At 61.3% G+C, this 25,599-nt stretch carries 28 protein-coding genes; 14 read left to right on the top strand and 14 right to left on the bottom strand.

Annotated elements, in window-relative coordinates; translation table 11 throughout:
• The first annotated feature begins 89 nt into the window (after positions 1-89).
• Both leuC and N8A98_RS09600 read left to right on the top strand, forming a co-directional pair.
• Positions 90-1,496, top strand: a complete 1,407-nt coding sequence (leuC, locus tag N8A98_RS09605) for a 3-isopropylmalate dehydratase large subunit (RefSeq protein WP_262170947.1) — start codon at positions 90-92, stop codon at positions 1,494-1,496.
• On the top strand, positions 1,487-1,915 hold the full coding sequence (locus N8A98_RS09600) for a metallopeptidase family protein (protein WP_262170945.1): 429 nt from the start codon (positions 1,487-1,489) through the stop codon (positions 1,913-1,915). Before leuC ends, N8A98_RS09600 begins: the two co-directional genes overlap by 10 nt.
• Here N8A98_RS09600 and N8A98_RS09595 read toward each other — a convergent pair.
• A complete protein-coding gene (locus N8A98_RS09595; RefSeq protein WP_113123349.1) occupies positions 1,912-2,292 on the bottom strand; it encodes a hypothetical protein in 381 nt (126 codons plus the stop codon). The two genes, N8A98_RS09600 and N8A98_RS09595, sit on opposite strands and share 4 nt — an antisense overlap.
• Positions 2,293-2,414: 122 nt before the next feature.
• Here N8A98_RS09595 and rimM point away from each other — a divergent pair, with 122 nt between their 5' ends.
• The 4 genes from rimM to N8A98_RS09575 all read left to right on the top strand — a co-directional run bounded on the left by rimM (position 2,415) and on the right by N8A98_RS09575 (position 5,366).
• Positions 2,415-2,951, top strand: coding sequence for a ribosome maturation factor RimM (rimM, locus tag N8A98_RS09590; protein WP_262170943.1), 537 nt, complete (start codon positions 2,415-2,417; stop codon positions 2,949-2,951).
• Positions 2,948-3,640 (top strand): tRNA (guanosine(37)-N1)-methyltransferase TrmD, encoded by a 693-nt coding sequence (gene trmD, locus N8A98_RS09585; protein ID WP_262170942.1) that lies wholly within the window; start codon positions 2,948-2,950, stop codon positions 3,638-3,640. Before rimM ends, trmD begins: the two co-directional genes overlap by 4 nt.
• A gap of 197 nt (positions 3,641-3,837) precedes the next feature.
• Positions 3,838-4,389 (top strand): 50S ribosomal protein L19, encoded by a 552-nt coding sequence (gene rplS / locus N8A98_RS09580; protein WP_262170941.1) that lies wholly within the window; start codon positions 3,838-3,840, stop codon positions 4,387-4,389.
• A gap of 164 nt (positions 4,390-4,553) precedes the next feature.
• A complete protein-coding gene (locus tag N8A98_RS09575) occupies positions 4,554-5,366 on the top strand; it encodes an exodeoxyribonuclease III (RefSeq protein WP_262170940.1) in 813 nt (270 codons plus the stop codon).
• A gap of 42 nt (positions 5,367-5,408) precedes the next feature.
• On the opposite strand, the gene N8A98_RS09570 is transcribed toward N8A98_RS09575, so the two are convergent.
• The 3 genes from N8A98_RS09570 to N8A98_RS09560 all read right to left on the bottom strand — a co-directional run bounded on the left by N8A98_RS09570 (position 5,409) and on the right by N8A98_RS09560 (position 7,498).
• Complete coding sequence (locus tag N8A98_RS09570) at positions 5,409-5,867, bottom strand: Crp/Fnr family transcriptional regulator (RefSeq protein ID WP_162740429.1); 459 nt, start codon at positions 5,865-5,867, stop codon at positions 5,409-5,411.
• Positions 5,868-5,962: 95 nt separating this feature from the next.
• Positions 5,963-6,646, bottom strand: a complete 684-nt coding sequence (locus N8A98_RS09565; protein WP_262170938.1) for a response regulator transcription factor — start codon at positions 6,644-6,646, stop codon at positions 5,963-5,965.
• A gap of 159 nt (positions 6,647-6,805) precedes the next feature.
• On the bottom strand, positions 6,806-7,498 hold the full coding sequence (locus N8A98_RS09560) for a YggS family pyridoxal phosphate-dependent enzyme (protein WP_262170937.1): 693 nt from the start codon (positions 7,496-7,498) through the stop codon (positions 6,806-6,808).
• A 131-nt stretch (positions 7,499-7,629) separates the two neighbouring features.
• Between N8A98_RS09560 and leuS the strand changes: the two genes are divergently transcribed.
• Genes leuS through holA form a run of 3 tightly spaced genes read left to right on the top strand, consistent with a single transcriptional unit; the run spans position 7,630 to position 11,754 of the window.
• Positions 7,630-10,239, top strand: a complete 2,610-nt coding sequence (gene leuS / locus N8A98_RS09555; protein WP_262170935.1) for a leucine--tRNA ligase — start codon at positions 7,630-7,632, stop codon at positions 10,237-10,239.
• A complete protein-coding gene (locus N8A98_RS09550; RefSeq protein ID WP_262170933.1) occupies positions 10,226-10,732 on the top strand; it encodes a hypothetical protein in 507 nt (168 codons plus the stop codon). Before leuS ends, N8A98_RS09550 begins: the two co-directional genes overlap by 14 nt.
• On the top strand, positions 10,732-11,754 hold the full coding sequence (gene holA, locus N8A98_RS09545; RefSeq protein WP_262170931.1) for a DNA polymerase III subunit delta: 1,023 nt from the start codon (positions 10,732-10,734) through the stop codon (positions 11,752-11,754). Before N8A98_RS09550 ends, holA begins: the two co-directional genes overlap by 1 nt.
• A gap of 48 nt (positions 11,755-11,802) precedes the next feature.
• Here holA and N8A98_RS09540 read toward each other — a convergent pair whose 3' ends face one another.
• The 8 genes from N8A98_RS09540 to hemE all read right to left on the bottom strand — a co-directional run bounded on the left by N8A98_RS09540 (position 11,803) and on the right by hemE (position 20,397).
• Positions 11,803-12,678, bottom strand: a complete 876-nt coding sequence (locus N8A98_RS09540; protein WP_262170929.1) for a ParB/RepB/Spo0J family partition protein — start codon at positions 12,676-12,678, stop codon at positions 11,803-11,805.
• Positions 12,679-12,687: 9 nt separating this feature from the next.
• Positions 12,688-13,488, bottom strand: a complete 801-nt coding sequence (locus N8A98_RS09535; RefSeq protein ID WP_262170927.1) for a ParA family protein — start codon at positions 13,486-13,488, stop codon at positions 12,688-12,690.
• Between the two features lie 22 nt (positions 13,489-13,510).
• Positions 13,511-14,158: a 16S rRNA (guanine(527)-N(7))-methyltransferase RsmG gene (gene rsmG / locus N8A98_RS09530; RefSeq protein WP_262170925.1), complete on the bottom strand. Its 648-nt coding sequence runs from the start codon at positions 14,156-14,158 to the stop codon at positions 13,511-13,513.
• The gene (mnmG, locus tag N8A98_RS09525; protein ID WP_262170923.1) at positions 14,158-16,020 is read right to left on the bottom strand and encodes a tRNA uridine-5-carboxymethylaminomethyl(34) synthesis enzyme MnmG; all 1,863 of its coding nucleotides are present in this window, start codon (positions 16,018-16,020) and stop codon (positions 14,158-14,160) included. Before mnmG ends, rsmG begins: the two co-directional genes overlap by 1 nt.
• Positions 16,021-16,102: 82 nt before the next feature.
• On the bottom strand, positions 16,103-17,398 hold the full coding sequence (mnmE, locus tag N8A98_RS09520) for a tRNA uridine-5-carboxymethylaminomethyl(34) synthesis GTPase MnmE (protein WP_262170921.1): 1,296 nt from the start codon (positions 17,396-17,398) through the stop codon (positions 16,103-16,105).
• A gap of 51 nt (positions 17,399-17,449) precedes the next feature.
• Entirely contained in the window at positions 17,450-18,715 is a 1,266-nt protein-coding gene (rho, locus tag N8A98_RS09515; RefSeq protein ID WP_035099144.1) for a transcription termination factor Rho, read from the bottom strand.
• 186 nt (positions 18,716-18,901) lie between these two features.
• Complete coding sequence (gene hemJ, locus N8A98_RS09510; protein ID WP_262170919.1) at positions 18,902-19,324, bottom strand: protoporphyrinogen oxidase HemJ; 423 nt, start codon at positions 19,322-19,324, stop codon at positions 18,902-18,904.
• A gap of 38 nt (positions 19,325-19,362) precedes the next feature.
• Positions 19,363-20,397, bottom strand: coding sequence for a uroporphyrinogen decarboxylase (gene hemE / locus N8A98_RS09505; RefSeq protein WP_262170917.1), 1,035 nt, complete (start codon positions 20,395-20,397; stop codon positions 19,363-19,365).
• Positions 20,398-20,837: 440 nt separating this feature from the next.
• Between hemE and N8A98_RS09500 the strand changes: the two genes are divergently transcribed.
• The 4 genes from N8A98_RS09500 to dnaQ are packed head-to-tail and all read left to right on the top strand — an operon-like array spanning position 20,838 to position 23,579.
• Positions 20,838-21,446, top strand: coding sequence for a Maf family protein (locus tag N8A98_RS09500; protein WP_262170915.1), 609 nt, complete (start codon positions 20,838-20,840; stop codon positions 21,444-21,446).
• Positions 21,443-22,270, top strand: a complete 828-nt coding sequence (locus N8A98_RS09495) for a shikimate dehydrogenase (RefSeq protein ID WP_262170913.1) — start codon at positions 21,443-21,445, stop codon at positions 22,268-22,270. The genes N8A98_RS09500 and N8A98_RS09495 overlap by 4 nt, the downstream gene beginning before the upstream one ends.
• A gap of 2 nt (positions 22,271-22,272) precedes the next feature.
• Positions 22,273-22,869: a dephospho-CoA kinase gene (coaE, locus tag N8A98_RS09490; protein WP_262170911.1), complete on the top strand. Its 597-nt coding sequence runs from the start codon at positions 22,273-22,275 to the stop codon at positions 22,867-22,869.
• A complete protein-coding gene (dnaQ, locus tag N8A98_RS09485; RefSeq protein ID WP_262170909.1) occupies positions 22,866-23,579 on the top strand; it encodes a DNA polymerase III subunit epsilon in 714 nt (237 codons plus the stop codon). Before coaE ends, dnaQ begins: the two co-directional genes overlap by 4 nt.
• 57 nt (positions 23,580-23,636) lie before the next feature.
• On the opposite strand, the gene secB is transcribed toward dnaQ, so the two are convergent.
• Together secB and N8A98_RS09475 are read right to left on the bottom strand one after the other, a co-directional pair.
• Positions 23,637-24,158 (bottom strand): protein-export chaperone SecB, encoded by a 522-nt coding sequence (gene secB / locus N8A98_RS09480; protein ID WP_262170908.1) that lies wholly within the window; start codon positions 24,156-24,158, stop codon positions 23,637-23,639.
• A gap of 83 nt (positions 24,159-24,241) precedes the next feature.
• Entirely contained in the window at positions 24,242-24,697 is a 456-nt protein-coding gene (locus N8A98_RS09475; protein WP_262170906.1) for an FxsA family protein, read from the bottom strand.
• 168 nt (positions 24,698-24,865) lie between these two features.
• Here N8A98_RS09475 and N8A98_RS09470 point away from each other — a divergent pair, with 168 nt between their 5' ends.
• On the top strand, positions 24,866-25,582 hold the full coding sequence (locus N8A98_RS09470; protein WP_113123325.1) for a Tim44/TimA family putative adaptor protein: 717 nt from the start codon (positions 24,866-24,868) through the stop codon (positions 25,580-25,582).
• Positions 25,583-25,599 lie beyond the last annotated feature (17 nt).

Genomic DNA, 25,599 nt, shown 5'->3' with positions numbered 1-25,599 from the left:
CCGTACCCGAGGGTACGGTTATGCTTGACCCCTGCCCCGTCCCGGCTTAGAACGGCTCCAAACTTCGCATTCCTGCCGGAACCTGAACAATGACCAAGGCGCGCACGCTTTACGACAAGATCTGGGACGACCATCTGGTGCAGAATAACGAGGACGGGACCTCGCTGCTCTATATCGACCGCCACCTCGTGCATGAAGTCACGAGCCCCCAGGCCTTTGAAGGGCTGCGCATGAACAACCGCAAGGTGCGCCACCCCGAGCGCACCCTGGCCGTGGTCGATCACAACGTTCCCACCACCGACCGTTCCTTGCCCAATCCGGACCCGGAAAGCGCGATCCAGATCGCTGCCCTGGCCGAGAATACCAAGGATTTCGGCATCGAATATTTCGACCCCTTCGACAAGCGGCAGGGCATCGTGCACATCGTGGGCCCGGAGCAGGGCTTCACCCTGCCCGGCATGACCATTGTGTGCGGCGATAGCCATACCTCGACCCATGGTGCCTTTGGCGCCCTGGCGCATGGTATCGGCACCTCCGAAGTCGAGCACGTGCTGGCCACGCAAACGCTGATCCAGCAAAAGGCCAAGAACATGCTGGTGCGCGTGGATGGGCAATTGCCGCCCCACGTCACCGCCAAGGACATTATCCTCGCCATCATCGGCGAGATCGGCACGGCCGGTGGCAATGGCCATGTCATCGAATTTGCCGGCGAAGCCATCCGCTCGCTGTCCATGGAAGGCCGCATGACGGTCTGCAACATGACCATTGAAGGCGGCGCCCGCGCCGGCCTGATCGCGCCTGACGAGACCACCTTCAACTATGTGAAGGGCCGCAATCGCGCGCCGACCGGCAAGGCCTGGGACATGGCGCTCGACTATTGGAAGACCCTCTATACCGACGAAGGCGCGGTCTACGACAAGGTCGTCATTCTCGACGCCGCCAAGCTGCCGCCGATCGTGTCCTGGGGCTCCTCGCCCGAAGACGTGATCTCGGTGACCGGCGCGGTGCCAAACCCCGATGACATCGAGGACGAGAACAAGCGCGCTTCCAAGTGGCGGGCGCTCGACTATATGGGCCTCAAGCCCGGTACGCCGATCACCGACATCACCATCGAGCGCGTGTTTATCGGCTCCTGCACCAATGGCCGTATCGAAGACCTGCGGGCTGCCGCAGCCGTCATCGGCGACCGCAAGGTTGCCGCCGGTGTCGACGCCATGGTCGTTCCGGGCTCGGGCCTGGTGAAGGATCAGGCCGAGGCCGAGGGCCTGCACAAGATCTTCCTCGATGCCGGCTTTGAATGGCGCGAGCCCGGTTGCTCGATGTGCCTGGCCATGAACCCGGACAAGCTCAAGCCGCAGGAACGCTGTGCGTCGACCTCCAACCGCAATTTTGAAGGCCGCCAGGGCTTCAAGGGTCGCACGCATCTGGTGTCTCCGGCCATGGCCGCAGCGGCGGCAATTGCCGGCCACTTCGTCGACATCCGCGAGTGGCAGTAAGCGCGACCGATTGGGGGGCGCGGTTCGCGCCCACCCTCGACGATATCGAAGCCCTGGCGACGGCGGCCCTCAAGGCGCTGCCGGAGCCCTTTGCCTCGCTGGCAGCCGACGTCACCTGCGCGGTGGCCGAATTTGCCGAGGATGATGTGCTCGAAGGCTTTGGCATGGAGAGCCCCTTCGAATTGATGGGGCTGTTCACCGGCATCGGGATGACCGAGGACGGCGCCATGCCCCAGACGGGGCAATTGCCCAACACGGTCTTCCTCTACCGCCGCGCCATTCTCGATTACTGGGCCGAAAACGACGACAATACGCTGGGCGAAGTCGTCACCCATGTGCTGATCCACGAACTGGGGCACCATTTCGGCTTTTCTGATGAGGATATGGAAGCCATCGAGGCGGCCGCGGAGAGCGACTAGGACGCTCGGTCGTCCTTATTGGGCGACTGGATGCTGATTGCAGCAGGCTTCTTTCCGGCTTCAGAAGTGTTGTCGCCGCCCTCACGCGGCACGAATTCGAACTCCGCCTCATTCCCCCCGGCCAGATCGTCCGACACCCGCAGCGCCAGCTTGGCCGCGTCTAGCGCGGCGAACCAGTCATCCCAGCTCACCAGCTGAAAGCCACCGATCCGGTCCGGCCCCTCATTGCCATCGGTATTGATGGCGTGCTGGCCAAAGGTCAGTTGCAGCAGCGTCCGGCTGCCGGTGCCGTCGGGCGTTTCCATCAGCATGGGATTGCCGCCACGCGCTTCGGCCCATTGCCGGATCTCACCATGGGAAGTCAAAGTCCTGGCCATTACAGCGCTCCTGTGTTGCTGCCTCCACAATCACCAGCGCTGCCACACGGTTCCGCCGTCTCGAAGAATTCCCATTCGTGTCGCCGCCTGCTAGGAACGGCACAGCAAAGCCGGGAACCGCAATGACCGACACCAATAAGACCATCCTGATGGGCCAGATCGGCGCCGCTCATGGCATCAAGGGGCAAGTGCGCATCACCCCCTTCACCCAGGACCCCGCCGCCATTGGCGATTACGGGCCGCTGGAGACCGACCGGCCGGGCCTGATCATCACCATCACCAAATTGCGCGTGCAGAAGAATGTGATCATCGCCAACATCAAGGGCATTGCCGATCGCACCGCGGCCGAAGCGCTGAACGGCGTTTCGCTCTTCGTCGATCGCGCCCGCTTGCCCGAGCCTGAGGATGAGGACGACTTCTATCATGCCGACCTGCTGGGGCTTGAAGCGCGGCTCGATAATGGCGTGGTGCTGGGCAAGGTTTCGGCACTGCCCAATTTCGGCGCCGGGGACCTCATTGAAATTCGCGATCCCCAATCGGGCGATACCTATTTGTACCCCTTCATCAAGGCCGTGGTGCCCCATATCCACCTCGCTGAGGGCTACCTGACCATTGTCGTGCCGCTCGATGCCGAAGAGGGCGAGGAAGAACCCGATTGAGTTTTTCCGCTGATATCATCACGCTGTTTCCCGAGCTGTTCCCCGGCCCGCTGGGCGCCTCTGTGCTTGGCCGTGGACTGGCGGACGGGCTATGGTCGCTCAACGCCACCCAATTGCGTGATTTTGCCACTGACAAGCACCGCACCGTGGACGACACCCCCTCCGGCGGCGGCGCGGGCATGGTGCTCAAGCCCGATATCCTCGCCAGCGCCATCGATGCGGTCTCCCCTGCCGGCGACCCCCGCCCCCGCATTCTGATGTCGCCACGCGGCACGCCGCTCACTCAGCAAAAGGCCCGGCAATTGGCGCTCGGCCCAGGTGCCGTGATCATCTGCGGGCGCTTCGAAGGCATCGACCAGCGCGTCATCGACGCCCGTGGGCTCGAGGAAATCTCGATTGGCGACTATGTGCTGGCCGGGGGCGAAGTTGCCGCTATGGTGCTGCTGGAAGCCGTGGTGCGGCTCATCCCGGGCGTCTTGGGCAAGGCGGAGAGCCATGCCGAGGAGAGCTTTGAGAACGGGCAGCTCGAATATCCGCAATACACCCGGCCGCAGCAATTCGAGGGTGTCGATATCCCGGCGGTGCTGACCTCGGGTGATCACGGTAAAATTGCCAAGTGGCGGGCCGAGCAAAGCCTGGCCCTCACCCGGCAGCGGCGGCCCGACCTGCTGGGTCCAGACAAGTCATAAAACTGTCCGAAACCCTAGACTCTGGGGCGTTTTTGCCCTATAGCCGCGCCACGACTGCGACATTGGGCTGATCGGACCCGATGACGTGCGAATAAAAAGACGAAAAACCTCCGTTACCAACCAAGACCGGGCGATCGGAATTTTCCCAAAAGGTTCCGAGCAATCGCTCCATTGAAAAGATCAGAACGGATCAAGACATGTCCAATATCATCGAACAGATCGAGGCCGAGCAGGTTGCCGCCCTCTCCGCCAAGCGCGAGCTTCCCGAATTCACCCATGGCGACACCATCAAGGTGTGGGTGAAGATCAAGGAAGGCAACAAGGAACGCCTGCAGGCCTATGAAGGCGTCGTGATCGCCGTCACCGGCGGTGGCATCACCTCCAGCTTCACCGTGCGCAAGATTTCCTATGGCGAAGGCGTGGAACGCGTGTTCCCGCTCTATTCGCCCAATATAGCTTCGGTCGAAGTGCTCAAGCGCGGTAAGGTGCGTCGCGCCAAGCTGTACTATCTGCGCGATCGTCGCGGTAAATCGGCTCGTATTTTCGAATCGACCAATTCGCGCACCAAGAAGATCGAGGCCAGCGAACGCACCGCCGCCCAGGCCGCGCGCGAGGCTCGTGAAGCCGAAAAGGTTGCCGCTGCAGAGGCTTTTGCCGCTGAGCAGGCCGCCAAGGACGCGGAAGCCGCTGCAGCGGCCGCCGCTGCCGAGCAGGCCGCAGCCGCTGAAGGCGAAGCCAAGAGCGAATAAGCTTTTTGGCCATTGCGCTGAATTTGAAAAACCCGGTCGCAAGGCCGGGTTTTTGTTGGCCTGCTGACGCCCTGTGTCAGTAGGGATCACACCATTGCCATTTCCGGCTTGTCCTTGGCGGCCCCCTCCGCGATAAGAATGCCCTCTGCTCAAGGGGCCAATCAATGACCGTCGCCGTCGTCACCTGGAACATCAATTCGGTTCGCCTGCGCCTGCCCATGGTGCTCGATTTCATCCAGCAATATCAGCCCGACGTGCTGATGCTGCAGGAAATCAAATGCACCAATGACCAGTTCCCGACCAATGCCTTTACCGAGGCGGGCTATCCGCACCAGGCGGTACACGGCCAGAAGGGCTATCACGGCGTCGCCATCGTTTCGAAATTCCCGCTGACCGACATTTCGAGCCGCGTGTTCTGCGAAATCCCCGAATCACGTCACGTTTCGGCGGTGCTCGATCTGGGCCGCGGTCCGCTGACCGTGCATAATTTCTACATCCCCGCCGGCGGCGACGAACCGGACCCCGAAATCAATCCCAAATTCAAGCACAAGCTGGGTTTCCTCAGCGAATTGACCAGCTGGTTCTCCGAGCCGGAATTCCAGCGCGGCCATCTTATTGCCGGCGATTTCAACATCGCTCCGCATGAAAACGACGTTTGGAGCCACAAGCAGCTGCTCAAGGTGGTGAGCCACACCCCGATCGAGACCGAGGCCCTCAACGCCATTCTCAATGGTGGCCATGGCTGGACCGATCTGGTGCGCAAGCATGTGCCGTTCGACCAGAAACTCTATTCCTGGTGGAGCTATCGCAGTGCCGATTGGGAAAACGCCAACAAGGGCCGCCGCCTCGACCATATCTGGGCCACCGCCGACATTGCCGAACATTGCATCGCCGCCGAGATCGCCAAGCCGTATCGCGGCTGGGCCGACAAGCCGAGCGACCACGTACCGGTCATCGTACGGTTTGCCGGGGTTTAGGCCTCAACAACCGGATTCACGTGAAACAGCCGCGCAAAAAGCCTATTCGCCCTTCATGCGGGCGCGGACGGGTTCGAGCGCGCCCAGGTAATTGCCCAGGTCGCGCTGCACGCGTTCGACGGCGCGTTGCGCCAGATCGGGCGATTGCTGCACGAGCTTGAGGAAAGCCTGCCGGGGCACGAACAGGGTCTGGCATTCGGTGACGGCGGTGATGGTGATCGGCCGCGGCTTGGCCAGGATCAGCGCCATGGCGGATACCACGCTGCCCGGCTCGGACATGGCATAGGGCTTGCCCGCTGCCGGGCCTTCGGGCTTGGCGCGCAGCGTTCCCGAAATCAGCACGAACGCGCCCAGAGGCACGTCGCCGGCCTTGTACAGCACGGCATCGGCCTCGAAACGACGCGTGTCGCCGGCAAAGGCCAGCATGCGCCTTTGCTCGTCGTCGCAGATATCGAAAAATTCGGCCCTGGCCAGCGCCTCGGCCGCGTCGTCCCTGATCATAAGCCCCAAGTCCAGATGCATACCGTCCGCACCCAAGGCGCGGACAGTCTTCATCCTATAAGGCATTTTGTGCCGATTTGTACCCGATTTCCGCGTTACGGAACCAGGCGATAGCCACCCTCTTCGGTGACCAGCAAGCGCGCATTGGAGGGGTCGCGCTCGATCTTCTGGCGCAGCCGGTAGATATGAGTTTCCAGCGTATGCGTGGTGACCCGGTTATTATAGCCCCAGACTTCCTTGAGCAGCACATCCCGCGTGATGGTCTTGGGGCCCTGGCGATAGAGGAACTTGAGGATCGAGGTTTCCTTGTCGGTCAGCCGCACCTTGCCGCCATCATTGGCTTCGAGCAGCTTGGCCGAAGGCTGGAAGCTATAGGGTCCGATGGTGAACACCACGTCCTCGCTTTGATCATGCTGGCGCAGCGCCGCATTGATTCGCGCCAGCAACACCGGAAAGCGGAAGGGCTTGGTCAGATAGTCATTGGCCCCCGATTCAAGGCCTTGGATCTGATCGGCATCACTATCGTGACCGGTCAGCATCAGGATCGGGCTTTTATAGCCTTCGGTGCGCAACACCTTGACGGCGTCGCGCCCATCCATGTCGGGCAGGCCGACATCGAGGATCATCAGATCGATATTGTTTTCGCGGGTGGCCTTGAGCGCGTCATTGGCGGTGCCGGCCTGGAGAATGTCGAACTCGTTATGCGTTTCGAGCTGCTCGACCAGGGTCTGCCGCAGATCGGTATCGTCGTCCACCAGCAGAATGCGTCGCTTGTTCATTGTTTTCTCCGGGTTTTTGGCGCTTTGCCCGATCAAGGGTCACACTATTGCGACCGGTTTTTGTCCAACCAATCACATCGGCGTTACGACAGTCAGGAACGATGCGAGAGCGTTAAAAGTTGCAGCGATCTCCGCGATTTACACTTGCTCGTCCACGTTTCAGCGCGGGTCTGCCTTGGGCCGGTAGCCAAACAGCGCCGACCCTACTCGGATATGGGTAGCCCCCATGGCAATGCCAAGCTCGAAATCCCCGCTCATGCCCATGGAGAGCCCCGCCACACCACAGATCTCTGCCAATCCAGCCAGATGCGCGAAATAGGCACCGGGCGGCACGCCATCGGGTGGAATGCACATCAGCCCGACAATATCGATCCCATGCTCGGCGCGGCAGCGGGCGACGAATGCCGCCGTCTCGGCCGGCGCAATGCCGCTCTTTTGCTCTTCCCCACCGATATTCACCTGCACGAAGCACGGCAGGCGCTTGCCGGCGCGCGCCATCTCCTCGGCCAGCACAATGGCCAGCTTGTCGCGATCGAGGGTTTCGATGACGTCAAACAAAGCCACGGCTTCGCGCGCCTTGTTGGTCTGCAGCGGCCCGATCAGGTGCAATTGCACCTCGGGATAGGCCTCGCGCAAGGCCGGCCATTTGTCCTTGGCCTCCTGCACGCGATTTTCCCCAAACACGCGCTGCCCGGCCTTGAGAAACGGCAAGACAGCCTCGGCCGCAAAGGTCTTGGACACGGCCACCAGCTCGACATGATTGGCGGGCGGGCCGAAGCGCTTTTGCGCCGCAGCCATGCGCTCGTGGATCTCGCCCAGGCTGCGGGCGGCAAGGATATCGCTGTCGTCCATGCTTTTGCCCTGTTCCTGTTGACCTTGAGGGGGTTTTCTGTTGATGGTCCGGTAGCCAAAATCCCCTTACAACGCAAGCTGCGTGCCAGTTTTTCGCCGCTTGCGATTCCAGCATATTCGAGGACGAAATCGTGAGCGTCGAACGCTACAATCCGCGCGAAGCAGAGCCCCGCTGGCAGCAGGTCTGGGACGATGCCAAGAGCTTCGTGACCAATAACGACGATACGCGCGAGCCCTATTACGTCCTCGAGATGTTCCCCTACCCCTCTGGCCGCATCCATATGGGCCATGTGCGCAATTACGCCATGGGCGATGTGGTGGCCCGCTATTGGCGCGCCAAGGGCCGCAATGTGCTGCATCCCATGGGCTGGGACGCCTTCGGCCTGCCGGCAGAAAACGCCGCTATCGAGCGCAAGATGAATCCGGGCACCTGGACCCGGCAAAACATTGCCTCGATGAAGGCGCAGCTCAAATCCATGGGCCTGTCCATCGACTGGACGCGCGAAATCGCCACTTGCGAGCCGGAATATTACCAGCATCAGCAATCGATGTTCATCGACATGCTGGCGGCAGGCCTGATCACGCGCAAGAATTCCAAGGTCAATTGGGACCCGGTCGATATGACCGTGCTGGCCAATGAACAGGTCATCGACGGGCGCGGCTGGCGCTCGGGCGCCGTGGTGGAACAGCGCGAGCTGACACAATGGTTCTTCAAGATTTCCGACTATGCCGAGGAACTGCTGACCGGGCTGGACGGACTGACCGAATGGCCCGAAAAAGTGCGCACCATGCAGCGCAACTGGATCGGCAAGAGCCAGGGCCTGGCCTTTGACTTTGGGGTCAAGGGTGCGCCGCATGGCTTTGCCACCCTGCCGGTCTACACCACCCGCCCCGACACCATGGCTGGCCCCACCTTTGCCGCCATCGCCGCCGACCACCCGCTGGCCAAGGCGCTGGCGGAAGACAATCCAGAGATCGCCGCGTTCAACAAGCTCTGCCAGCAATCGGGCACCTCGACCGCAGCACTGGAAACCGCCGAAAAGCTGGGTTTTGATACCGGGATCAAGGTAACCCATCCGGCCGATCCGAGCTGGGAACTGCCGCTCTATATCGCTAATTTCGTGCTGATGGATTATGGCACGGGCGCCATTATTGGCTGCCCGGCCCATGATCAGCGCGACCTCGATTTCGCCCGCAAATATGGCCTGCCGGTCATCGATGTGTTCAAGCCGCTCGACAGCGACGAAGCCGTCGGCGACGTGGCTTTCTCCCCGCTCAAGACCCAGAAAGTGCGCTATGTGCACTGGTTTGGGGAAAGCGGCGCCGAACTGACGTGCCAGGAGGCCATGGACCAGACCCTGGCGCTGTTTGAAGCCAAGGGCTGGGGCAAGGCGCAAACGCAATATCGCCTGCGCGACTGGGGCTTGTCGCGCCAGCGCTATTGGGGCGCGCCAATTCCGATCATCCATTGCGAGGTCTGCGGCACCATACCCGTGCCGAAAAAGGACCTGCCGGTCGTGCTGCCCGAAGACGTCAGCTTCGACAAGCCCGGCAATGCCCTGGACCATCACCCGACCTGGAAGCATGTGCATTGCCCGCAATGCGGCGGCGCGGCGCGGCGCGAAACCGACACCATGGACACCTTTGTGGATAGTTCCTGGTATTTCGCTCGCTTCACTGCCCCCCATGCCGAAACCCCGACTGTCCCCGAGATTGCCAATCGCTGGCTGCCGGTGGACCAATATATCGGTGGCGTGGAGCACGCGATTTTGCACCTGCTCTATTCGCGCTTCTTCACCCGCGCCATGAAGGCGACCGGCCATGTCGATCTGGACGAGCCCTTCAAGGGCCTCTTCACCCAGGGCATGGTGACCCACGAGACCTACAAATCCCCCAAGGGTGAGTGGGTGGCGCCGGCCGAGATCGTACTGGAAGCGCTGGGTGAAACCCGCACGGCCAAGCATCTGGTTTCGGGCGAGCCGATCACCATCGGCTCGGTCGAAAAGATGAGCAAATCCAAGAAGAATGTGGTCGATCCCGACGAGATCGTGGCCACCTATGGTGCCGACACTGCCCGCTGGTTCATGCTCTCGGACTCCCCGCCGGAGCGCGATGTGCAATGGACCGAGGCGGGCGTTGAAGGCGCCAGCCGCTTCCAGCAGCGCATTTGGCGCCTGGTCAGTGAAACGGTCGAGATTGCCAAACAGTCTTCCGGCATTGTTCGCGCATCTGATGATGAAGAAGCGCTGGCCCTGCGCAAAGCGGTGCATCGCGCCGTGCACAATGTCGGTGGTGATATCGAGGGCCTGCGCTTCAACCGCGCCGTCGCCCAGATTTATGAGTTGACCAATGCCCTGGTCCGCTCGGCCGGTCTGGTCGCCGTGGCCCCCGCCGCCCGCCTGGCAGCGCTGGAAGAGGGCGTAGAACGCCTGATCCAGCTGATCGCGCCCATGATGCCGCATTTGGCCGAAACCTGCTGGGAAGCGCTGGGCAAACCGGGCCTGGTTGCCGACGCCCATTGGCCCAATGTCGATCCGGCCTTGCTGGTGGACGACGAAGTGACCTTGCCCATTCAGCTCAATGGCAAGCGCCGCGGCGAGATCGTGGTGCCCAAGGGCCTGCCCGCGGCCGAGGTCGAAAAACGCGTCTTGTCACTGGACGAGATTGTCCGCATGCTGGATGGCAAGGCACCCAAGAAAATCGTCGTTGTGCCGGACAGGATCGTCAATGTCGTTGTCTAAAGCCCTGCGCCCCATTGCTCTTGCCGGTATCCTGGCTATATCAGCGGCGCTGGGCGCATGCAGCTTTGCGCCGGTCTATTCGAGCGGCACGCTGGCCAGCCAACCGCTATTGAACCTGGCTTTTGCCAAGCCCAATAGCCGGTTGGAACAGGTCGTCTACCAGGAGCTTTCGCTGCGCTTCGGGCACTCCGAGGCGCCTGATGCTCCGCTGGCGCAGGCATCGGTCAGCACCTCCGCCGCCGATACCATGCTCTCGCGCACGGACAATCCGGAAAAGCCGGTGGAAGTCACCGCAACGGCAACGCTCACCATCACCTATCGCGATGGCAGCAGCAAACCGCCCATCAAACTGACGCGGTTCGCCACGGCCGGCTATACCCGCAGCGATCAGGTGCTGGCCGATCGCGAGGCTGCCCGCGAAGCCGCCGAACGCGCCGCCAAAGCCGCCGCCGAATCGCTGCGCCTCGGCCTGCTGGCAGCCCTGAGCCGCTGATGAGCGCGCTCAAGGCGCATGAGGTTGCCCGCTTTCTCGCACGCCCCGACCTGACCGAAGGCATTTTCCTCGCCTATGGACCGGATACCGGGCTGGTGCGCGAAACCGCGCAAAAGCTGATCCGCTCCCTCACAGGAGACGATCCCGAAAGCGCCAGTCTGGTCGTGCTCGATGGCAGCGAAGTGGATGCCGATCCATCCATCCTGGCTGTCGAGGCCAAAACCATCTCGCTGTTTGGTGGCAAGCGTATCGTGCGGGTGCGCGGCGCCACCAAGTCCCTGGTGATGACGCTGACCGAGTTACGCGACGATCCCGGCGGCGCCGCCATCGTGCTCGAGGCCGGCAATCTTGCTCCCAAGGATGCCTTGCGGGCACTGGTGGAAGCCGCAAAGCTGGGCCGCGCCCTGCCCTGCTATCCCGACAATGACGAGACCCTGACCGCGCTGATTCGCGAGACGTTCAACCAGCAAGGCATTCGCGTCGATGCCGATGTCATTGCCACGCTACGTGAAATCTTGGGCAATGACCGCGAAATTACCCGCCGCGAACTGGAAAAACTCTCGCTCTACGCCGCCAGCAGCAAGGTTCTGACGCGCGAGGATGTGTTGCTGCTCTGCGCCGACAATGGCGCCTTGGTGATCGACGCCATTCTCGATGCCACCGGCGGCGGACATGCTGAAAAGCTGGAACTGGCGCTCAACCGCGCCCTGTCGTCGGCCGTCGACCCACAGCGCCTGCTGGCCATGACCACGATCCACTTCGCCAATCTGCGGCGCTGGCGAGTGGAAGTCGATGCCGGCAAGACCCCGCGCGCCGTGCTGGACGGGCTGCGCCCCAAGCCACATTTTTCGCGCGCTGCGGCGCTGGAACAGCAATTGCGGCTCTGGACGGATAGCGCCCTCGCGGTCGCCAGCGACCGCATCCTGCAGACCACCGCCGACAGCCGCCGCCGGCCGGCTCTAGCCGAAACCAGCCTGCGCCGGGCTCTGCTCGCCATCTGCATGATGGCCGCATCGCATTAACCCAGGAATCAGCATGCACGTTTCACGTGAAACGTTGCGGTTACACGATCAGTTCGGGTAACCGGTCAGCCGCGCACAAATGCCATCGAGCTGCTCGAGCGTCTTGTAGCGGATCTCCAGCTTTCCGCCGCGTTCGCTATGCGCCAGCGATACCGATAGGCCCAACGCGTCCGACAGTCGGCGTTCCAGCGCGACAGTATCCGCATCCCGGCTGGCGCTTGGCTCCGTGGCCTTGCGCTTGCCCGCAACATCACGCTGCTGGCTCAAGGCTTCCGCTTCGCGCACCGAAAGACCACCAGAAACGATCTGGCGCGCCAGTTGGGCCGGATCATCGGCCGTAATCAAGGTCCGCGCATGCCCGGCCGTCAACGTACCGCTGGCGACCATGCCGCGCACATCCTCGGGTAGCTTGAGCAGGCGCAGCGTATTGGCGACATGCGAGCGGCTCTTGCCGATTACCTGCGCCAGGTCCTGCTGGGTATAGTCGAATTGCTCGATCAGCTGGCCATAACCCATGGCCTCTTCGAGCGGATTGAGGTCGGCGCGCTGCACATTTTCGATAATGGCGAGCTCGAGCGCTTCCTTGTCATCGACATCGCGCACAATGACCGGCACGTCATGCAGGCCCGCCTTTTGCGACGCGCGCCAGCGACGTTCGCCCGCAATCAGCTCGAAAATATTGGGATCTTCGCTCGGCCGCACCAGCAAGGGCTGCATCACGCCCTTTTCGCGAATCGAATTGGTCAGCTCTTCAAGCTGATCCGCGTCGAACGAGCGGCGTGGATTGGAACGATTGGCGATGATCATCTCGACCGGCAGGCGCTTGACGCCACCGCTCTCAGTGACGCGGGCGCCCTCAATGGTCGCCATATCGCCGATCAGCGCGGCCAGCCCGCGGCCCAGTCGTGTCGGTTTGTCGTTCATATCGGGCTCCTATGCCGCGTTGAGCTGCCGCTCACGGCGGATCACTTCGGTCGCCAGCCGCAGATAGGCCTGGCTGCCGGCACATTTCAAATCATAGAGCAAAGCCGGTTTGCCGTAGGACGGCGCTTCCGACAGCCGCACATTGCGCGGGATCACCGTGTCATAGACCAGATCGCCCATTTCGCTGCGCACATCCTGCAAAACCTGCTCGGAGAGGTTGTTGCGCTTGTCGAACATGGTCATCACCACGCCCTGGATCGACAGGCGCGGGTTCAGCGTCGAACGGATCTGCTCAATGGTCTGCAGCAGTTGGCTGAGGCCTTCCAGCGCAAAAAACTCGCATTGCAGCGGCACCAGCACGGCATCGGCCGCCACCAGCGAATTGATGGTCAGCAGGTTCAGCGAAGGCGGGCAGTCGATCAGGATATAGCTGACCGGCCGATCATTGATCGTCAGATCGCCCAATTGCTTGAAAGCATTGCGCAATTTGAAAGCACGATCAGCCTGTCCGGCAATGGTCAGTTCGACGCCCAACAGGTCCATGGTCGAGGGGACGATGGCAACATTGGGCACACTGGTCATAATTGCCGATTGCGCGACGGTCGCCTCGCCCACCAGCAGGTCATAGGAGGACACTTCGCGGTCATTGCGGGAGATCCCGAGACCCGTCGAGGCGTTGCCTTGCGGATCGAGATCGACGATCAGCACCCGCTCGCCAATGGCCGCCAGGGCAGTCGCCAGGTTGATCGCCGTCGTGGTTTTACCCACGCCGCCTTTCTGATTGGCCAGAGTCAGAATTCGGGGCGTCAAATCAGCCTCCAGTGTCGTTCCGCTAACGCACTGATTTCCGTCGCAGATTCGTGATCTCGAGGATCACGCCGCCCGGATCGGTGTCGCTAGGAACCATTAACACGTCGTGGTGCCAATGCGCACCCGAATCCGCCAATTCTTCAACATATTCCCTCCCCTTATGCAGTAAGGCCCGGGTTTTGCTGGTGAAAAACGGCTCCATCCAGTCGCAGAGCAGTGGCATTGCCGCCAGTGCGCGGGAGGTTATGACATCAGGCGCTGGTGTTTCACGTGAATCAATCTGGTCACTGCGTTGCGCGAAAACCGTCACCGCCAGGTCCAGTTCCCGCGCTACAGTGCGGAGAAAGCTGGCCTTTCTACCATTGGGCTCCACCAGCACGAATCGCTGCGGCCCGCCCTTGAGAGCTATGGCCAACGGCAGCGCCGGAAAACCGCCACCGCTGCCCAGGTCCATAAAATTGTGATCACCATCCCGCAACAGCGGAAGAATCTGCAGGCTGTCGGCAAAATGCCGAGTCCACACCTGGTTCAGTGTTTCACGTGAAACAAGATTCTGTACCGCCTGCCACTTACGCAACAGCTGAGCATAGGATTCCAGATCGGCAATAACCGCATCAGTGGGCCGCACAAAGTGCGGTGCGTATTTAAGAGAGGCAGCAGTTTCAGACATCAACTCGCCTTACGCAGCTCGCCGCGACGAATCACCGACAGCAACAGCGTAATGGCCGCCGGTGTCATTCCATCCAGTGCCTGTGCCTGGGCAATGGTCTGGGGCTGATGCTGCTGCAGCTTCTGCCGCAGTTCGATGGAGAGACCGGGGATCGCGGCATAGTCCAGCCAGTCTGGAATGCCCCGCTGCTCATCGCGGCGCACCGCAGCAATGTCGGCGCGCTGGCGCTCGAGATAGACGGCATATTGCGCATCGACCACCAACTGTTCGAGGGTAGTCGCATCGATCTGGGCAATCTCTGGCCAAAGTCGCGTAACATCATCCGGTGTCACGTCTGGATAGGACAGCAGATCAAAGGCCGAGCGCGCCTTGCCGTCTTCATTGACGGCAATACCGGCCTTGCGGGCGGCACTGGGCGACACGCTCAATGTTTCGAGCAACTTACGGCCGCTCTGCAAACCGTCTGCCTTGCGGCGGAACATAGATTCACGTTGTTCGCCGATCAATCCGGCCGCAATCCCCGTCTGGGTCAGGCGCTGATCGGCATTGTCGGCGCGCAGATAGAGCCGGAATTCGGCGCGTGAGGTGAACATGCGATAGGGCTCGGATACACCGCGCGTCACCAGATCGTCGACCATGACGCCAAGATAGCTTTCAGTGCGCGACAGGGTCAGCGCTTCAGCGCCACGAGCGGCCAGGGCGGCATTGGCGCCAGCCAGCAGGCCCTGCGCGCCGGCCTCTTCATAGCCGGTCGTGCCATTGATCTGACCGGCCAGATAGAGGCCGGGTTGCTTTTTGACCTCAAGCGTCAGGCGCAACTCGCGCGGGTCGACATAATCATATTCGATGGCATAGCCGGGACGGACGATGCGCACATTTTCAAGGCCCGGCATTGACTTCAAAAACGCTTCCTGCACATCGGCCGGGAGCGAGGTGGACAGGCCATTGGGATAGATCGTGCTGTCATCGAGCCCTTCAGGCTCAAGGAAAATCTGGTGGCTGTCGCGATCGGCGAAACGTACTACCTTGTCCTCGATGGATGGGCAATAGCGTGGCCCACGGCTCTGGATACGGCCGGAATACATGGCTGAGCGGTGCAGATTGTCCGAGATGATTTTGTGCGTGTCGGCCGTGGTGCGCGTGATGTGGCAGCTGACCTGTGGAGTGGTAATTGCCGTGGTCAGTGCAGAAAACGCCTCGGGCGGATTATCGCCAGGTTGCTCTTCAAGGGCAGAGAAATCAATGGAGCTGCCATCGAGACGCGCCGGGGTGCCGGTCTTGAGGCGGCCAAGATTGAGGCCAAGCGCTTCGAGCCGGGTGGAGAGGCCCAGCACGGGCTTTTCGCCAACGCGTCCAGCAGGCACGGTTTCTTCGCCGCGATGGATCAAGCCGCGCAAGAAGGTGCCGGTAGTCAGTACTACGGCCTTGGTCGAAATCTGGCGGCCGTCCAGCAGAACGACGCCGCTGACCACGCCGTCCGTGACGACGATATCGTCGACCTCGCCCTCGATGACATCGAGATTGGGCTGAGCAGTGATCGCCGCCTGCATAGCCTCGCGATAGAGCTTGCGGTCGGCCTGCGCACGGGGGCCGCGTACGGCTGGGCCCTTGCGACGGTTGAGCACTCGGAACTGAATGCCGGCCTGGTCTGTGACGCGGCCCATCAGTCCATCCAGCGCATCGATCTCGCGCACCAGGTGGCCCTTGCCGAGGCCGCCGATAGCCGGATTGCAACTCATTTCGCCGATCGTCGCGAATTTGTGGGTCACGAGAGCCGTGGGAACACCCAGACGTGCCGAGGCCGCGGCGGCTTCGCAGCCCGCATGACCACCTCCAACAACGATGACTGCATAGTCGCGCATGATAAAATCTCCGGCGCGCCCTCATAGGCCAATGTTTCACGTGAATCAATTCACGGCGCGGCAGGGCCGTGTTTCACGTGAATCACTTGCCGATGCAAAAGCTCATAAACAGCCGGTCCAGCACGCGCTCGGCATCAAGCCGACCCACCAAGCGTTCCAGCGCGAATGATGCCTGCCGCAGATTCTCGGCGGCCAGTTCCATGTCGTCCAGCCTGGTCGCAGCAGCATCAAGCGCCGTGCTCGCGTCCTGTAGTGCCAGCCGATCGCGCTCACGGCTCAGCAGAGCGGGTTCACCCGTCCCCAGCGCTTCTCCGATAGTGCGAAGATGAGCAAAAAGTTGATCAAGACCGGCGCCAGTTTGCGCGGAAACAGCAATATCCGCCGCAATGTCCGCGCCGCCAAGATCGGACTTGGTCGCGACGTGCAGCATGGGAACGGAGACGGTCGGTGGTGTCATATCAGCGGTATCTGGCGCGGTCAGCCACAGCACGATGTCGGCCAACTCGATGGCGTGACGGGCTCGGCGCACGCCTTCGGCCTCGGCCTTGCTGTCAGTCTCGCGAAGGCCGGCAAGGTCCAGCAGCACAAAGAGCTGGCCGGCAATGTCGAGCGGTACTTCGCGTACATCGCGGGTGGTGCCGGCCTCGTCGGTGACAATAGCGATATCGGAACGCGCCAAGGCATTGAGCAGGCTGGATTTTCCGGCATTGGGGACACCGGCCAGCGCCACCCGAATGCCCTCGCGGACGATCCGGCCATGTTCGATCGAGGCCAAAGCCGTGCCAATGCTGGATTTCAGCGCCGCGATGTCGTCGCCGAATTGTACCGGCAGACCATCGGCAACATCACCTTCATCGGAAAAATCAAGCCGCGCTTCAATTTCGGCCCGCAGATCAAGCAGCTGATTGCGCCAATCATCGATTTGGCGCGACAGGCCACCTTCGAAACGAGCCAGGGCCTGGCGCCGCTGGTTTTCCGTTTCGGCCTCCAGCAGATCGCCCAGGCCTTCGATTTCAACCAGGTCCAGCTTGCCATTCTCGAAGGCGCGGCGGGTGAATTCGCCAGCCTCAGCCAGGCGAGCCCCCTGCCCGGTCAGCAATTTGAGGATGGCGCGCACGCCGGCGGGCGAGCCATGCACCTGCAATTCAGCGCAGTCTTCGCCGGTAAAGCTATGGGGAGCGGGAAAGAAGGCGACGAGACCGCGATCAAGCACGGAGCCCAGACCAATCGGTCGAAGCACCATGCGACGCGGTTCGGGGACGCTGCCGGCCACCTGGGCAAGGATTTGAGGGACGGCGGGACCGGAGAGCCGGATCACTGCGACGCCCGAGGGCGGTGCCCCTGAGGACAACGCCACGATTGTATCGCCTGACCGCATCGGATCAGGCGGCAATAGGCGCGGCGAAAGCTCGCAACGCGCCCATCTGCTTTATGTATTCATCGAATCGAAGAAGTCGGAATTCGTCTTGGTCTGGCGAATCTTGTCCATCAGGAATTCCATGGCGTCGATCGTGCCCATCGGGGTCAGGATACGGCGCAACACATACATCTTCTTGAGGATATCGGGCTCGACCAACAGCTCTTCCTTGCGGGTGCCGGACTTGGTGATGTCCAGCGCCGGGAAGACGCGCTTGTCGGCGACCTTGCGGTCCAAAATAATTTCGGAGTTACCCGTGCCCTTGAATTCTTCAAAGATCACTTCGTCCATGCGCGAACCGGTATCGATCAGCGCCGTCGAAATAATGGTCAGCGAGCCGCCATCTTCGATATTGCGAGCGGCGCCGAAGAAGCGCTTGGGACGCTGCAGGGCATTTGCGTCCACACCACCGGTCAGCACCTTGCCCGAGCTTGGCACGACAGTGTTGTAGGCGCGGCCAAGGCGAGTGATGGAATCGAGCAGGATGACCACGTCGCGCTTGTGTTCGACCAGGCGCTTGGCCTTTTCGATCACCATTTCAGCGACTTGAACGTGGCGGCTGGCCGGCTCGTCAAAGGTGGAGGAGATGACTTCGCCGCGCACTGAGCGCTGCATGTCGGTCACTTCTTCGGGGCGCTCGTCGATGAGCAGCACGATGAGATAGCATTCGGGATGATTGGTCGCGATAGATTGTGCAATATTCTGCAACAATACCGTCTTACCGGTACGTGGAGGAGCAACAATCAAGGCACGCTGGCCTTTGCCAAGCGGCGCAACCAGATCGAGAATCCGCGCCGAACGATCCTTTAAAGTCGGATCAGGCAGCTCCATGCGGAGCCGTTCTTCCGGATAGAGTGGGGTGAGGTTGTCGAAGTTGACCTTGTGGCGAACCGCCTCGGGATCTTCGAAATTGATGGTCGAAACCTTGAGCAGCGCGAAATAGCGCTCGCCTTCCTTGGGAGAGCGGATTTCGCCCTCGACCGTGTCGCCGGTCCGCAAGCCGAAGCGGCGGATCTGGCTGGGGCTGACATAGATATCGTCGGGACCGGGGAGGTAATTGGCGTCGGGAGAGCGCAGGAAGCCAAAACCGTCCGGCAGCACTTCAACCACGCCTTCCCCGGTGATGTCGATATCCCGAGCCGCCAGCTCCTTGAGAATGGCAAACATCAATTCCTGTTTGCGCATGGTCGAGGCATTCTCGACCTCGTGTTCTTCGGCGAACACCAGCAATTCGGCCGGAGATTTGGCCTTGAGCTCGCTGAGCTTCATATTCTGCATGTAGCGGATGGACCCTTGAGGGAAATCGAAAAGAGCGTTGAGGCTATTTTGGGAGGGTGGGCACCGCGCAGCGACTTGGGAAGTCAGCTTTAAGTCTCGGGTGCGTTGGCCATCATGTAGCGTGATCCCGGCGCGATTTCAAGATCGAACACGAACGCCCGAACCGGATTCACGTGAAACAGGATTTTAGAACGGCCGCGCGATCACCGCGATGACGATGATGATCATCAAAACCGTGGGCACTTCGTTGATGATGCGGAAGTACTTTTGCGGCCTGGTATTCTTGTCCCCAGCAAATTCGCGCGTGTGCCGGGCCAGAATCCCATGGCAAGCGGTGAGCGCCAAAACGGCGACGGCCTTGAGATAGGGCCAGCCGGCACTCCAGTCGACGGCACCCAAAGCCACCATCCAAAGGCCAAAAATCCAGGTGGCAATCATAGCCGGCGTGATGATGCCGCGCAGCAGCCGGCGTTCCATGATCTTGAAGGTCTCGGATTTGTCCGAGCCGATCTCGGCCACCGAATGATAAACGAAGAGCCGCGGCAGATAGAGCATGCCGGCCATCCAGGCGATGACGGCGATCACATGGCCCGCCTTGATCCATTCCATTTGGGTGAACTCCTCAACAGTTCAGTTTCTTTGGTCCGCTAGCCGTTTCTGACCAGCTCGACCAGGCGCTCGACATGGGCAATCGGCGTCTCCGGAACGATGCCATGGCCCAGATTGAAAATATGCGGCCGATCGGCAAAGGCGGCAATGATCTGGTGGGCCCGATCTTCCATCTGCGCACCGCCGGCCACCAGCCGCAGCGGATCAAGATTGCCCTGCACGGGAAACCCGGCCGGGACGTGCTTGGCGGCAAACGCCAGCGGGGTGGCATAATCGAGCCCGACGGCATTAACGCCCGTCGCCGCGACATAGGCCGCGATATTGCCGGCTGCTCCACGCGGAAAGCCGATGATCGGCGCATTGGGCACCCGGGCGCGAACGCCTTCGACAATACGGCGATTGGGATCGATGACCTGGCTGACAAAGGCCTCATCGTCCAGGTTCAGCGCCCAGCTTTCAAACAGCTGCACCACATCGGCGCCCGCAGCAAATTGAGCGACGAGATAGTCGATACTGGTTTGCACCAACACATCCATCAGAGCCGCAAAGGCCTCAGGGTGCCGCAGGGCAAACAATCGCGCGGCGGCCTGATCGGGCGAGCCGCGGCCGCCAATCATGTAAGTCGCAACCGTCCAAGGCGAACCGCAAAAGCCGATCAGGGTCTTGTCCGGAGCAAGGCCAGCGCGAACCCGACGCAAGGTTTCAAACACCGGGGCCAAATGCTCCAAAGCCCGCTCGGGCTGCAATTGCCCGATTGTCTCGGCTGTCACCGGTTCAAGGACAGGCCCTTCCCCAGCCTCAAAACGCACCGATTGGCCCAGGGCGTCGGGAATGACCAGAATGTCGGAGAATAGGATTGCTGCATCGAGCGGGAAACGGCGCAGCGGCTGCAGCGTGACTTCAGCGGCCAGCTCCGGCGTGTAGCAGAGTTCCAGAAACCCATTGGTCTTGGCGCGCAGCTCGCGATATTCCGGCAAATAGCGACCAGCCTGTCGCATGATCCAGATCGGGGGTCGCTCCTGGCGTTCGCCCATCACTGTTGCCAGCAAAGGTTTGTGGGCCACAGTGCTCATTCGATCACCCCTTCCAAAACCCCTAAAGAGAATCTTGTTCTTAGTATTTGTATTATCATGGCGGTGTTTTGGATGAATTCATCGCCGTCCACAATCGCCCATCGCGGTGACACAAGGGCGCAGCGCAGAGGTTAACAGGGTGTGAATCAAAATCGGCCGGCCACAAACCTTAACGAAAGGTAAATGGTTAACGCGGCGTTAAGAACCTGAGTCCCGAGTCAACGATTCGATTCCGCCTGTGCGAATCCGCTTGATAGAACGACAGTGCCCCAGCCGGGTTTTCCCCAGAGCTATCCATAGCCCTCGTGGACCCTCCTCCCGAGTCCAACTGTTAATGTTTAATTTACCAAGTCGAACAAGTTTGGCCCCGAGCCAAAACCATGAGTCATTATCACAGCGAGGGCTTGAGCTGTGGATGACAGTGTGGAAAACATGGGCCCATGCTGATCCTAGCCTCCCAAAGCCAGACGCGAAAAACCCTGCTGCAACAAGCCGGTTTGCGGTTTTCGACCCAACCCGCCGCCATTGACGAACGGGCCATTGAAACCGCGGCTTTGGCCAATGGCGCCGATGCCCGCGACGTGGCTTTGCTGCTGGCGCAAAAGAAGGCCGAAGCGGTCTCAAATGCTAACGCGGGCGCTTTTGTGATCGGGGCCGATCAGACCCTGGCGCTGGGCACCGAGCTTTTGCACAAGCCGGCCGATCGTGCCGCCGCCGCTGCCCAGCTCGATCACCTCAAGGCCAAGACCCATCGCCTCCATGCCGGGGTGACGTTGGTGCGCGATGGTCAGGTTTTGTGGTCTGATCTACAGACAGCAGAACTCACCATGCGCGATTTCTCCGCCGAGGAGCGCGAGGATATTCTGGACCGCGAAGGTCCCGCGGCGCTCAATTCGGTGGGCGGCTATCGGCTCGAAGGCCCGTCCATCCGGCTGTTCGAAACCGTGACCGGCGATTATTTCACCATTCTGGGCCTGCCGCTTTTGCCGCTCCTGGCGGCTTTGCGCGCCATTGCGCCCGAACTTCTGGCCGGAAAGCCGTCAGCGTGACCATCAAAGCCTTTGTTATCGGGCATCCCATCGCCCATTCGCGCTCGCCCTTGATTCATGGCACCTGGATCGCCGAACACGGCATCGACGGCAGCTATGAGGCCATCGACGTCGCGCCGGCCGAACTGCCCGGCTTTTTCGAGCGGCTTCGGGCGGGTGAATTTGCCGGCGGCAATGTTACCATTCCACACAAGGAAGCGGTGTTTGCCCTCTGTGACAGTGTCGATCCGCTGGCCAGGACCATTGGTGCCGTTAACACTTTGGTGGCGCGTGACGGCAAGGTGCATGGCACCAATACCGACTATCTCGGTTTTCTGGGCAATCTCGACGTGGGGGCACCCGATTGGTCCTCGGGCAAAAAGCCCGCCATCGTGCTGGGTGCCGGCGGGGCGGCACGGGCTATTCTGGTGGCGCTTAAAAGCCGTGGCGTTCCTGTGATTTTGCTCAATCGCACAAGGTCTAATGCTGATCACTTGGCGGCGGAAATTGGCGGCGATGTCCGTGCTGGCGAATTGGCTGACTTCGATGCCGCTGCGCCGTCGGCGGGGCTTGTGGTCAACACCACTTCCATTGGCATGCATGGCAGCCGCTTTGATGGCTTTAATCTTGATCTGCTCCCATCGGACGCCTTGGTGACCGATATCGTCTATGCGCCCCTCGTGACGCCGCTCCTGGCCGATGCCAGGGCGCGTGGCTTGCGGATCGTCGATGGGCTGGGCATGCTGCTGCATCAGGCTGTGCCGGGATTCGAGGCCTGGTTCGGCATTCGACCTCTTGTGACCAAAGATTTGCGCACCAGGATCCAAGCCACGCTGGAGCATTGAGCATGTGGCGCATCGGCATTACCGGATCGATTGCCACCGGAAAATCGACGGTGCTCAAGGCTTTTGCCGACCTGGGCGTGCCGGTTTTTTCCGCCGATACCGCCGTGGCCGAACTCTATGAGGGCGAGGCCGTAGCGGCGGTCGAGGCTCTCTTTCCCGGCGTCACCCATGACGGCCGCATCGACCGTGCTCTGCTCTCTAAGAAACTGGGTGAAGACCCCGCCGGCTTCAAGCGGCTCGAAGCCGTGGTGCACCCTTTGGTCCGTGCCCGCATCGCGCAATTTCTCGACACGGCCGAGACCCAGGGCCATGCGCTGGCGGTGGTGGAAGTCCCGCTTCTGTTCGAAAGCGGCCATGATTATGGCTTTGACGCCATCGCCGTGACCTTTGTCGATGAGGCCATCCAGCGCGAGCGGGCGCTGGCGCGGTCGGGGATGTCCGTGGAAAAGCTCAACACCATCCTTGCCCGCCAGACTCCCCAGGCCGAAAAGAAGAGACGCGCCACCTATCTCTTCGATACCGGCAGCTCCGTCGCCCAGACCCAAAAAGAGGTCGCCGCGCTGGTCGCCGCTATCCGCGCCAAAGGGCCAGAAAAATGAACCGCGAGATCGTGCTCGATACCGAAACCACGGGCCTGTCGCCCGCCGATGGCGATCGGCTGGTGGAAATCGGCTGCGTCGAGCTGATCAACCACATCCCCTCGGGCCGGCACTATCACGTCTATATCAATCCGCAGCGCTCCATGCCCGAAGAGGCCTTCCGAGTGCATGGCCTGTCGGAAGAATTCCTGTCCGATAAGCCGCTCTTTTCGGCGGTGGCCGGCGACTTTCTCGATTTCATCGGCGATGCCAAGCTGATCATCCACAATGCGGCCTTCGATATCGGCTTTCTCAATGCCGAGCTGAAAAAGGCCGGCCGGCCGATCCTGGCCAATGAAGTGATCGATACGGTCATGGTGGCGCGGGCCAAGCATCCCGGCTCGCGGGTGAGCCTGGATGCCTTGTGCAAGCTCTACGGCATCGACAATTCCCGCCGCACGCTGCATGGCGCCCTGCTCGATAGCGAGATCCTGGCTGAGGTCTATCTCGAGCTGATCGGCGGCAAGCAGGTCAGCCTGGCGCTGATCGCGGAAAACCGTGTCTCGGGCGCCGACGCCATTGCCGCCCGCGCCGATGTGGCGCCGCGGCCGGTGCCGCTGGTGCGCAAGATTAGCGAGGCCGAGCGTGCCGCGCATGCCGCCATGGTGGCCAAGCTGGGCCCCGATTCGCTCTGGGCGCAATACGACAGCGAAGTGGCCGCCGCCGAATAGAAAAACCCGGACCATGGATCCGGGGTTTGCTTCATCACAGAACTAAAACGGCCAAAATCAATTTGGCTTGTCGGTCTCGGCATTGGCGGCGGTCAGCGGAGCTGCGCCCTGCTTGGCGGCGAGCTGGGCCAGGTTCTGGCGATAGATGGCGGCGAAATCGACCGGTTCCATCATCAGCGGCGGGAAACCGCCCTGCTGGGTGACGCTGGCGAGGACCTGACGGGCAAACGGGAAGATCAGGCGCGGGCATTCGATCATCAAAAGCTGGCTGAGCTGGGCTTCGGGCACATTCTTGAGGCGGAACACGCCGCCGTAGACCAGCTCGACATTGAACAGAATGGTGGTTTCGCGATTGGCCTTGGCGTTCAGCGTCAGCTCGACCGCATAAATGTCATCGGCCTGCTTTTTGACGCCGACCGAGATCGAGACGTTGAAGGCCGGATTGCCGCCACCGGCCATGATCGAGCCGGGCGCACCGGGATTTTCGAAGGAGAGGTCGCGAATATACTGACCCACCAAGTTCATGGAGGGCAAATTGCTGGCCTGGGGTGCTGCGGCGCCCTGGTTCTCGTCAGCCATTCTCTAGTCCTTTGCGGCAATATCGTTGCCGGGGTGGCTAGCATCTTTGGCCTTGTGCCACAAGCGCAGCGCCCGCCCTGGCGTCATTTCGGGCGATAGTCGTCTTCATCCAGATCAATGGTGCCCGGCCCATGAATGCGGCCATCCCCGGGATCGCGTTGGCTCCGATAACTGGCCGTCTCGACCACGGTGACGCGACTGGCCAGGGCGCCATAAATCCAGCCACGCACCGGCGGCAGCAAGAGCGCCAAAGCCAGGATATCGGTGAGAAAGCCCGGCAGGATCAGCATCAGCCCGGCCAGCCCGATCATCATCGTGTCGGCAATGGTGCGGGCCGGCAATTGGCCGGCACTGATATTGCCGCGCAATTGGTTGACCACGCTCAAGCCCTGCTGACGCAGCAGCATAGCGCCGAACACGGCCGCCGCTATCACCAGCGCCAGAGTGGGGAACAGGCCGATGGTCTGCCCCACCTTGATGAACAGGGCGATTTCCACAATCGGCAGCAACAGCAGACCCAGGGCGAAAAAACGAGCCAAAGGCGGACATCCTTCCGGTAAATCCGCGTCACGCCGCGGCAAATTGCAACTCGCCCCAACGTGAACTGGTTTTGAGGTGAGGCTTTGCCTATATATAGGCCAATCTCCGCGCTCAGCGAGCGTCACCCGTGTCGATTTTCCGATGCGTCTTGCGCAAGGTACCCATTGATGGCCGAATTTCTAGATCTTCCGACCCTCATCGTCATCGCTGTCGCGGTGTTCGTCCTGTTCAGATTGCGCTCCGTGCTGGGCACCCGCACGGGAAATGAACGCCCGCCGGTCGAGCGGCGCAAACCTGCCGACGCCCCGGCGACTGATGATACCGTCGTGCCGATGCGTCCCCGGCCCACGGCCGCGGCCCCGGATCTGGACGACGAGCGCCGCGCTCGCAAGACCGAGGCGGAGATCGAACAGCTCTCCCATGGCGATGCGGATCTCGCCACCGGACTGCGCCAGGTGGTCGAGGCCGACCCGACTTTCTCGCCCAAATCCTTCCTCGATGGCGCCAAGCAGGCCTATGAGATGATCGTCACCGCCTTTGCCTCGGGCGATCGCACCACACTCAAGAACCTGCTCGAAAAGGACGTGTTCGACGGCTTCCAGCGCGTCATTGCCGATCGTGAAGCGGCCGGCCAGACCGTCGATTTCACCTTTGTCGGCCTGCCCAAGGTGGAAATCTCGGAAGCCGAATACGACAAGAAGAATATCCTGATCACGGTACGGTTCCATGCCGAAGTGGTGTCGGCTACCCGCGACAAGGATGCCAATCTGATCGAGGGCAATGCCGATCAGGTGCAGACCGTGGCCGACGAATGGACCTTTGCGCGTAATCCCAAATCGCGCGATCCCAATTGGAAAGTCACTTCCACCAGCCAGCTCGATTGATCTCAGTGTCCGGCAGG

The sequence above is a fragment of the Devosia neptuniae genome (assembly GCF_025452235.1).
In the GTDB taxonomy this organism is placed as follows: domain Bacteria; phylum Pseudomonadota; class Alphaproteobacteria; order Rhizobiales; family Devosiaceae; genus Devosia.
This window is presented reverse-complemented; position numbering and strand designations above follow the sequence as displayed.

What these genes read in the sequence shown, in the direction of transcription:
- rsmG (WP_262170925.1), bottom strand. Translation starts at nt 14,158, where the DNA reads ATGTCTGAAACTGCTGCCTCTCTTAAATACGCACCGCACTTTGTGCGG.
- coaE (WP_262170911.1), top strand. Translation starts at nt 22,273, where the DNA reads ATGTGGCGCATCGGCATTACCGGATCGATTGCCACCGGAAAATCGACG.
- leuC (WP_262170947.1), top strand. Translation starts at nt 90, where the DNA reads ATGACCAAGGCGCGCACGCTTTACGACAAGATCTGGGACGACCATCTG.
- mnmG (WP_262170923.1), bottom strand. Translation starts at nt 16,020, where the DNA reads ATGCGCGACTATGCAGTCATCGTTGTTGGAGGTGGTCATGCGGGCTGC.
- N8A98_RS09565 (WP_262170938.1), bottom strand. Translation starts at nt 6,646, where the DNA reads ATGAACAAGCGACGCATTCTGCTGGTGGACGACGATACCGATCTGCGG.
- N8A98_RS09575 (WP_262170940.1), top strand. Translation starts at nt 4,554, where the DNA reads ATGACCGTCGCCGTCGTCACCTGGAACATCAATTCGGTTCGCCTGCGC.
- rho (WP_035099144.1), bottom strand. Translation starts at nt 18,715, where the DNA reads ATGCAGAATATGAAGCTCAGCGAGCTCAAGGCCAAATCTCCGGCCGAA.
- N8A98_RS09470 (WP_113123325.1), top strand. Translation starts at nt 24,866, where the DNA reads ATGGCCGAATTTCTAGATCTTCCGACCCTCATCGTCATCGCTGTCGCG.
- N8A98_RS09570 (WP_162740429.1), bottom strand. Translation starts at nt 5,867, where the DNA reads ATGATCAGGGACGACGCGGCCGAGGCGCTGGCCAGGGCCGAATTTTTC.
- hemJ (WP_262170919.1), bottom strand. Translation starts at nt 19,324, where the DNA reads ATGGAATGGATCAAGGCGGGCCATGTGATCGCCGTCATCGCCTGGATG.
- mnmE (WP_262170921.1), bottom strand. Translation starts at nt 17,398, where the DNA reads ATGCGGTCAGGCGATACAATCGTGGCGTTGTCCTCAGGGGCACCGCCC.
- rimM (WP_262170943.1), top strand. Translation starts at nt 2,415, where the DNA reads ATGACCGACACCAATAAGACCATCCTGATGGGCCAGATCGGCGCCGCT.
- holA (WP_262170931.1), top strand. Translation starts at nt 10,732, where the DNA reads ATGAGCGCGCTCAAGGCGCATGAGGTTGCCCGCTTTCTCGCACGCCCC.
- N8A98_RS09500 (WP_262170915.1), top strand. Translation starts at nt 20,838, where the DNA reads ATGCTGATCCTAGCCTCCCAAAGCCAGACGCGAAAAACCCTGCTGCAA.
- hemE (WP_262170917.1), bottom strand. Translation starts at nt 20,397, where the DNA reads ATGAGCACTGTGGCCCACAAACCTTTGCTGGCAACAGTGATGGGCGAA.
- N8A98_RS09560 (WP_262170937.1), bottom strand. Translation starts at nt 7,498, where the DNA reads ATGGACGACAGCGATATCCTTGCCGCCCGCAGCCTGGGCGAGATCCAC.
- N8A98_RS09595 (WP_113123349.1), bottom strand. Translation starts at nt 2,292, where the DNA reads ATGGCCAGGACTTTGACTTCCCATGGTGAGATCCGGCAATGGGCCGAA.
- N8A98_RS09550 (WP_262170933.1), top strand. Translation starts at nt 10,226, where the DNA reads ATGTCGTTGTCTAAAGCCCTGCGCCCCATTGCTCTTGCCGGTATCCTG.
- dnaQ (WP_262170909.1), top strand. Translation starts at nt 22,866, where the DNA reads ATGAACCGCGAGATCGTGCTCGATACCGAAACCACGGGCCTGTCGCCC.
- N8A98_RS09540 (WP_262170929.1), bottom strand. Translation starts at nt 12,678, where the DNA reads ATGAACGACAAACCGACACGACTGGGCCGCGGGCTGGCCGCGCTGATC.
- secB (WP_262170908.1), bottom strand. Translation starts at nt 24,158, where the DNA reads ATGGCTGACGAGAACCAGGGCGCCGCAGCACCCCAGGCCAGCAATTTG.
- rplS (WP_262170941.1), top strand. Translation starts at nt 3,838, where the DNA reads ATGTCCAATATCATCGAACAGATCGAGGCCGAGCAGGTTGCCGCCCTC.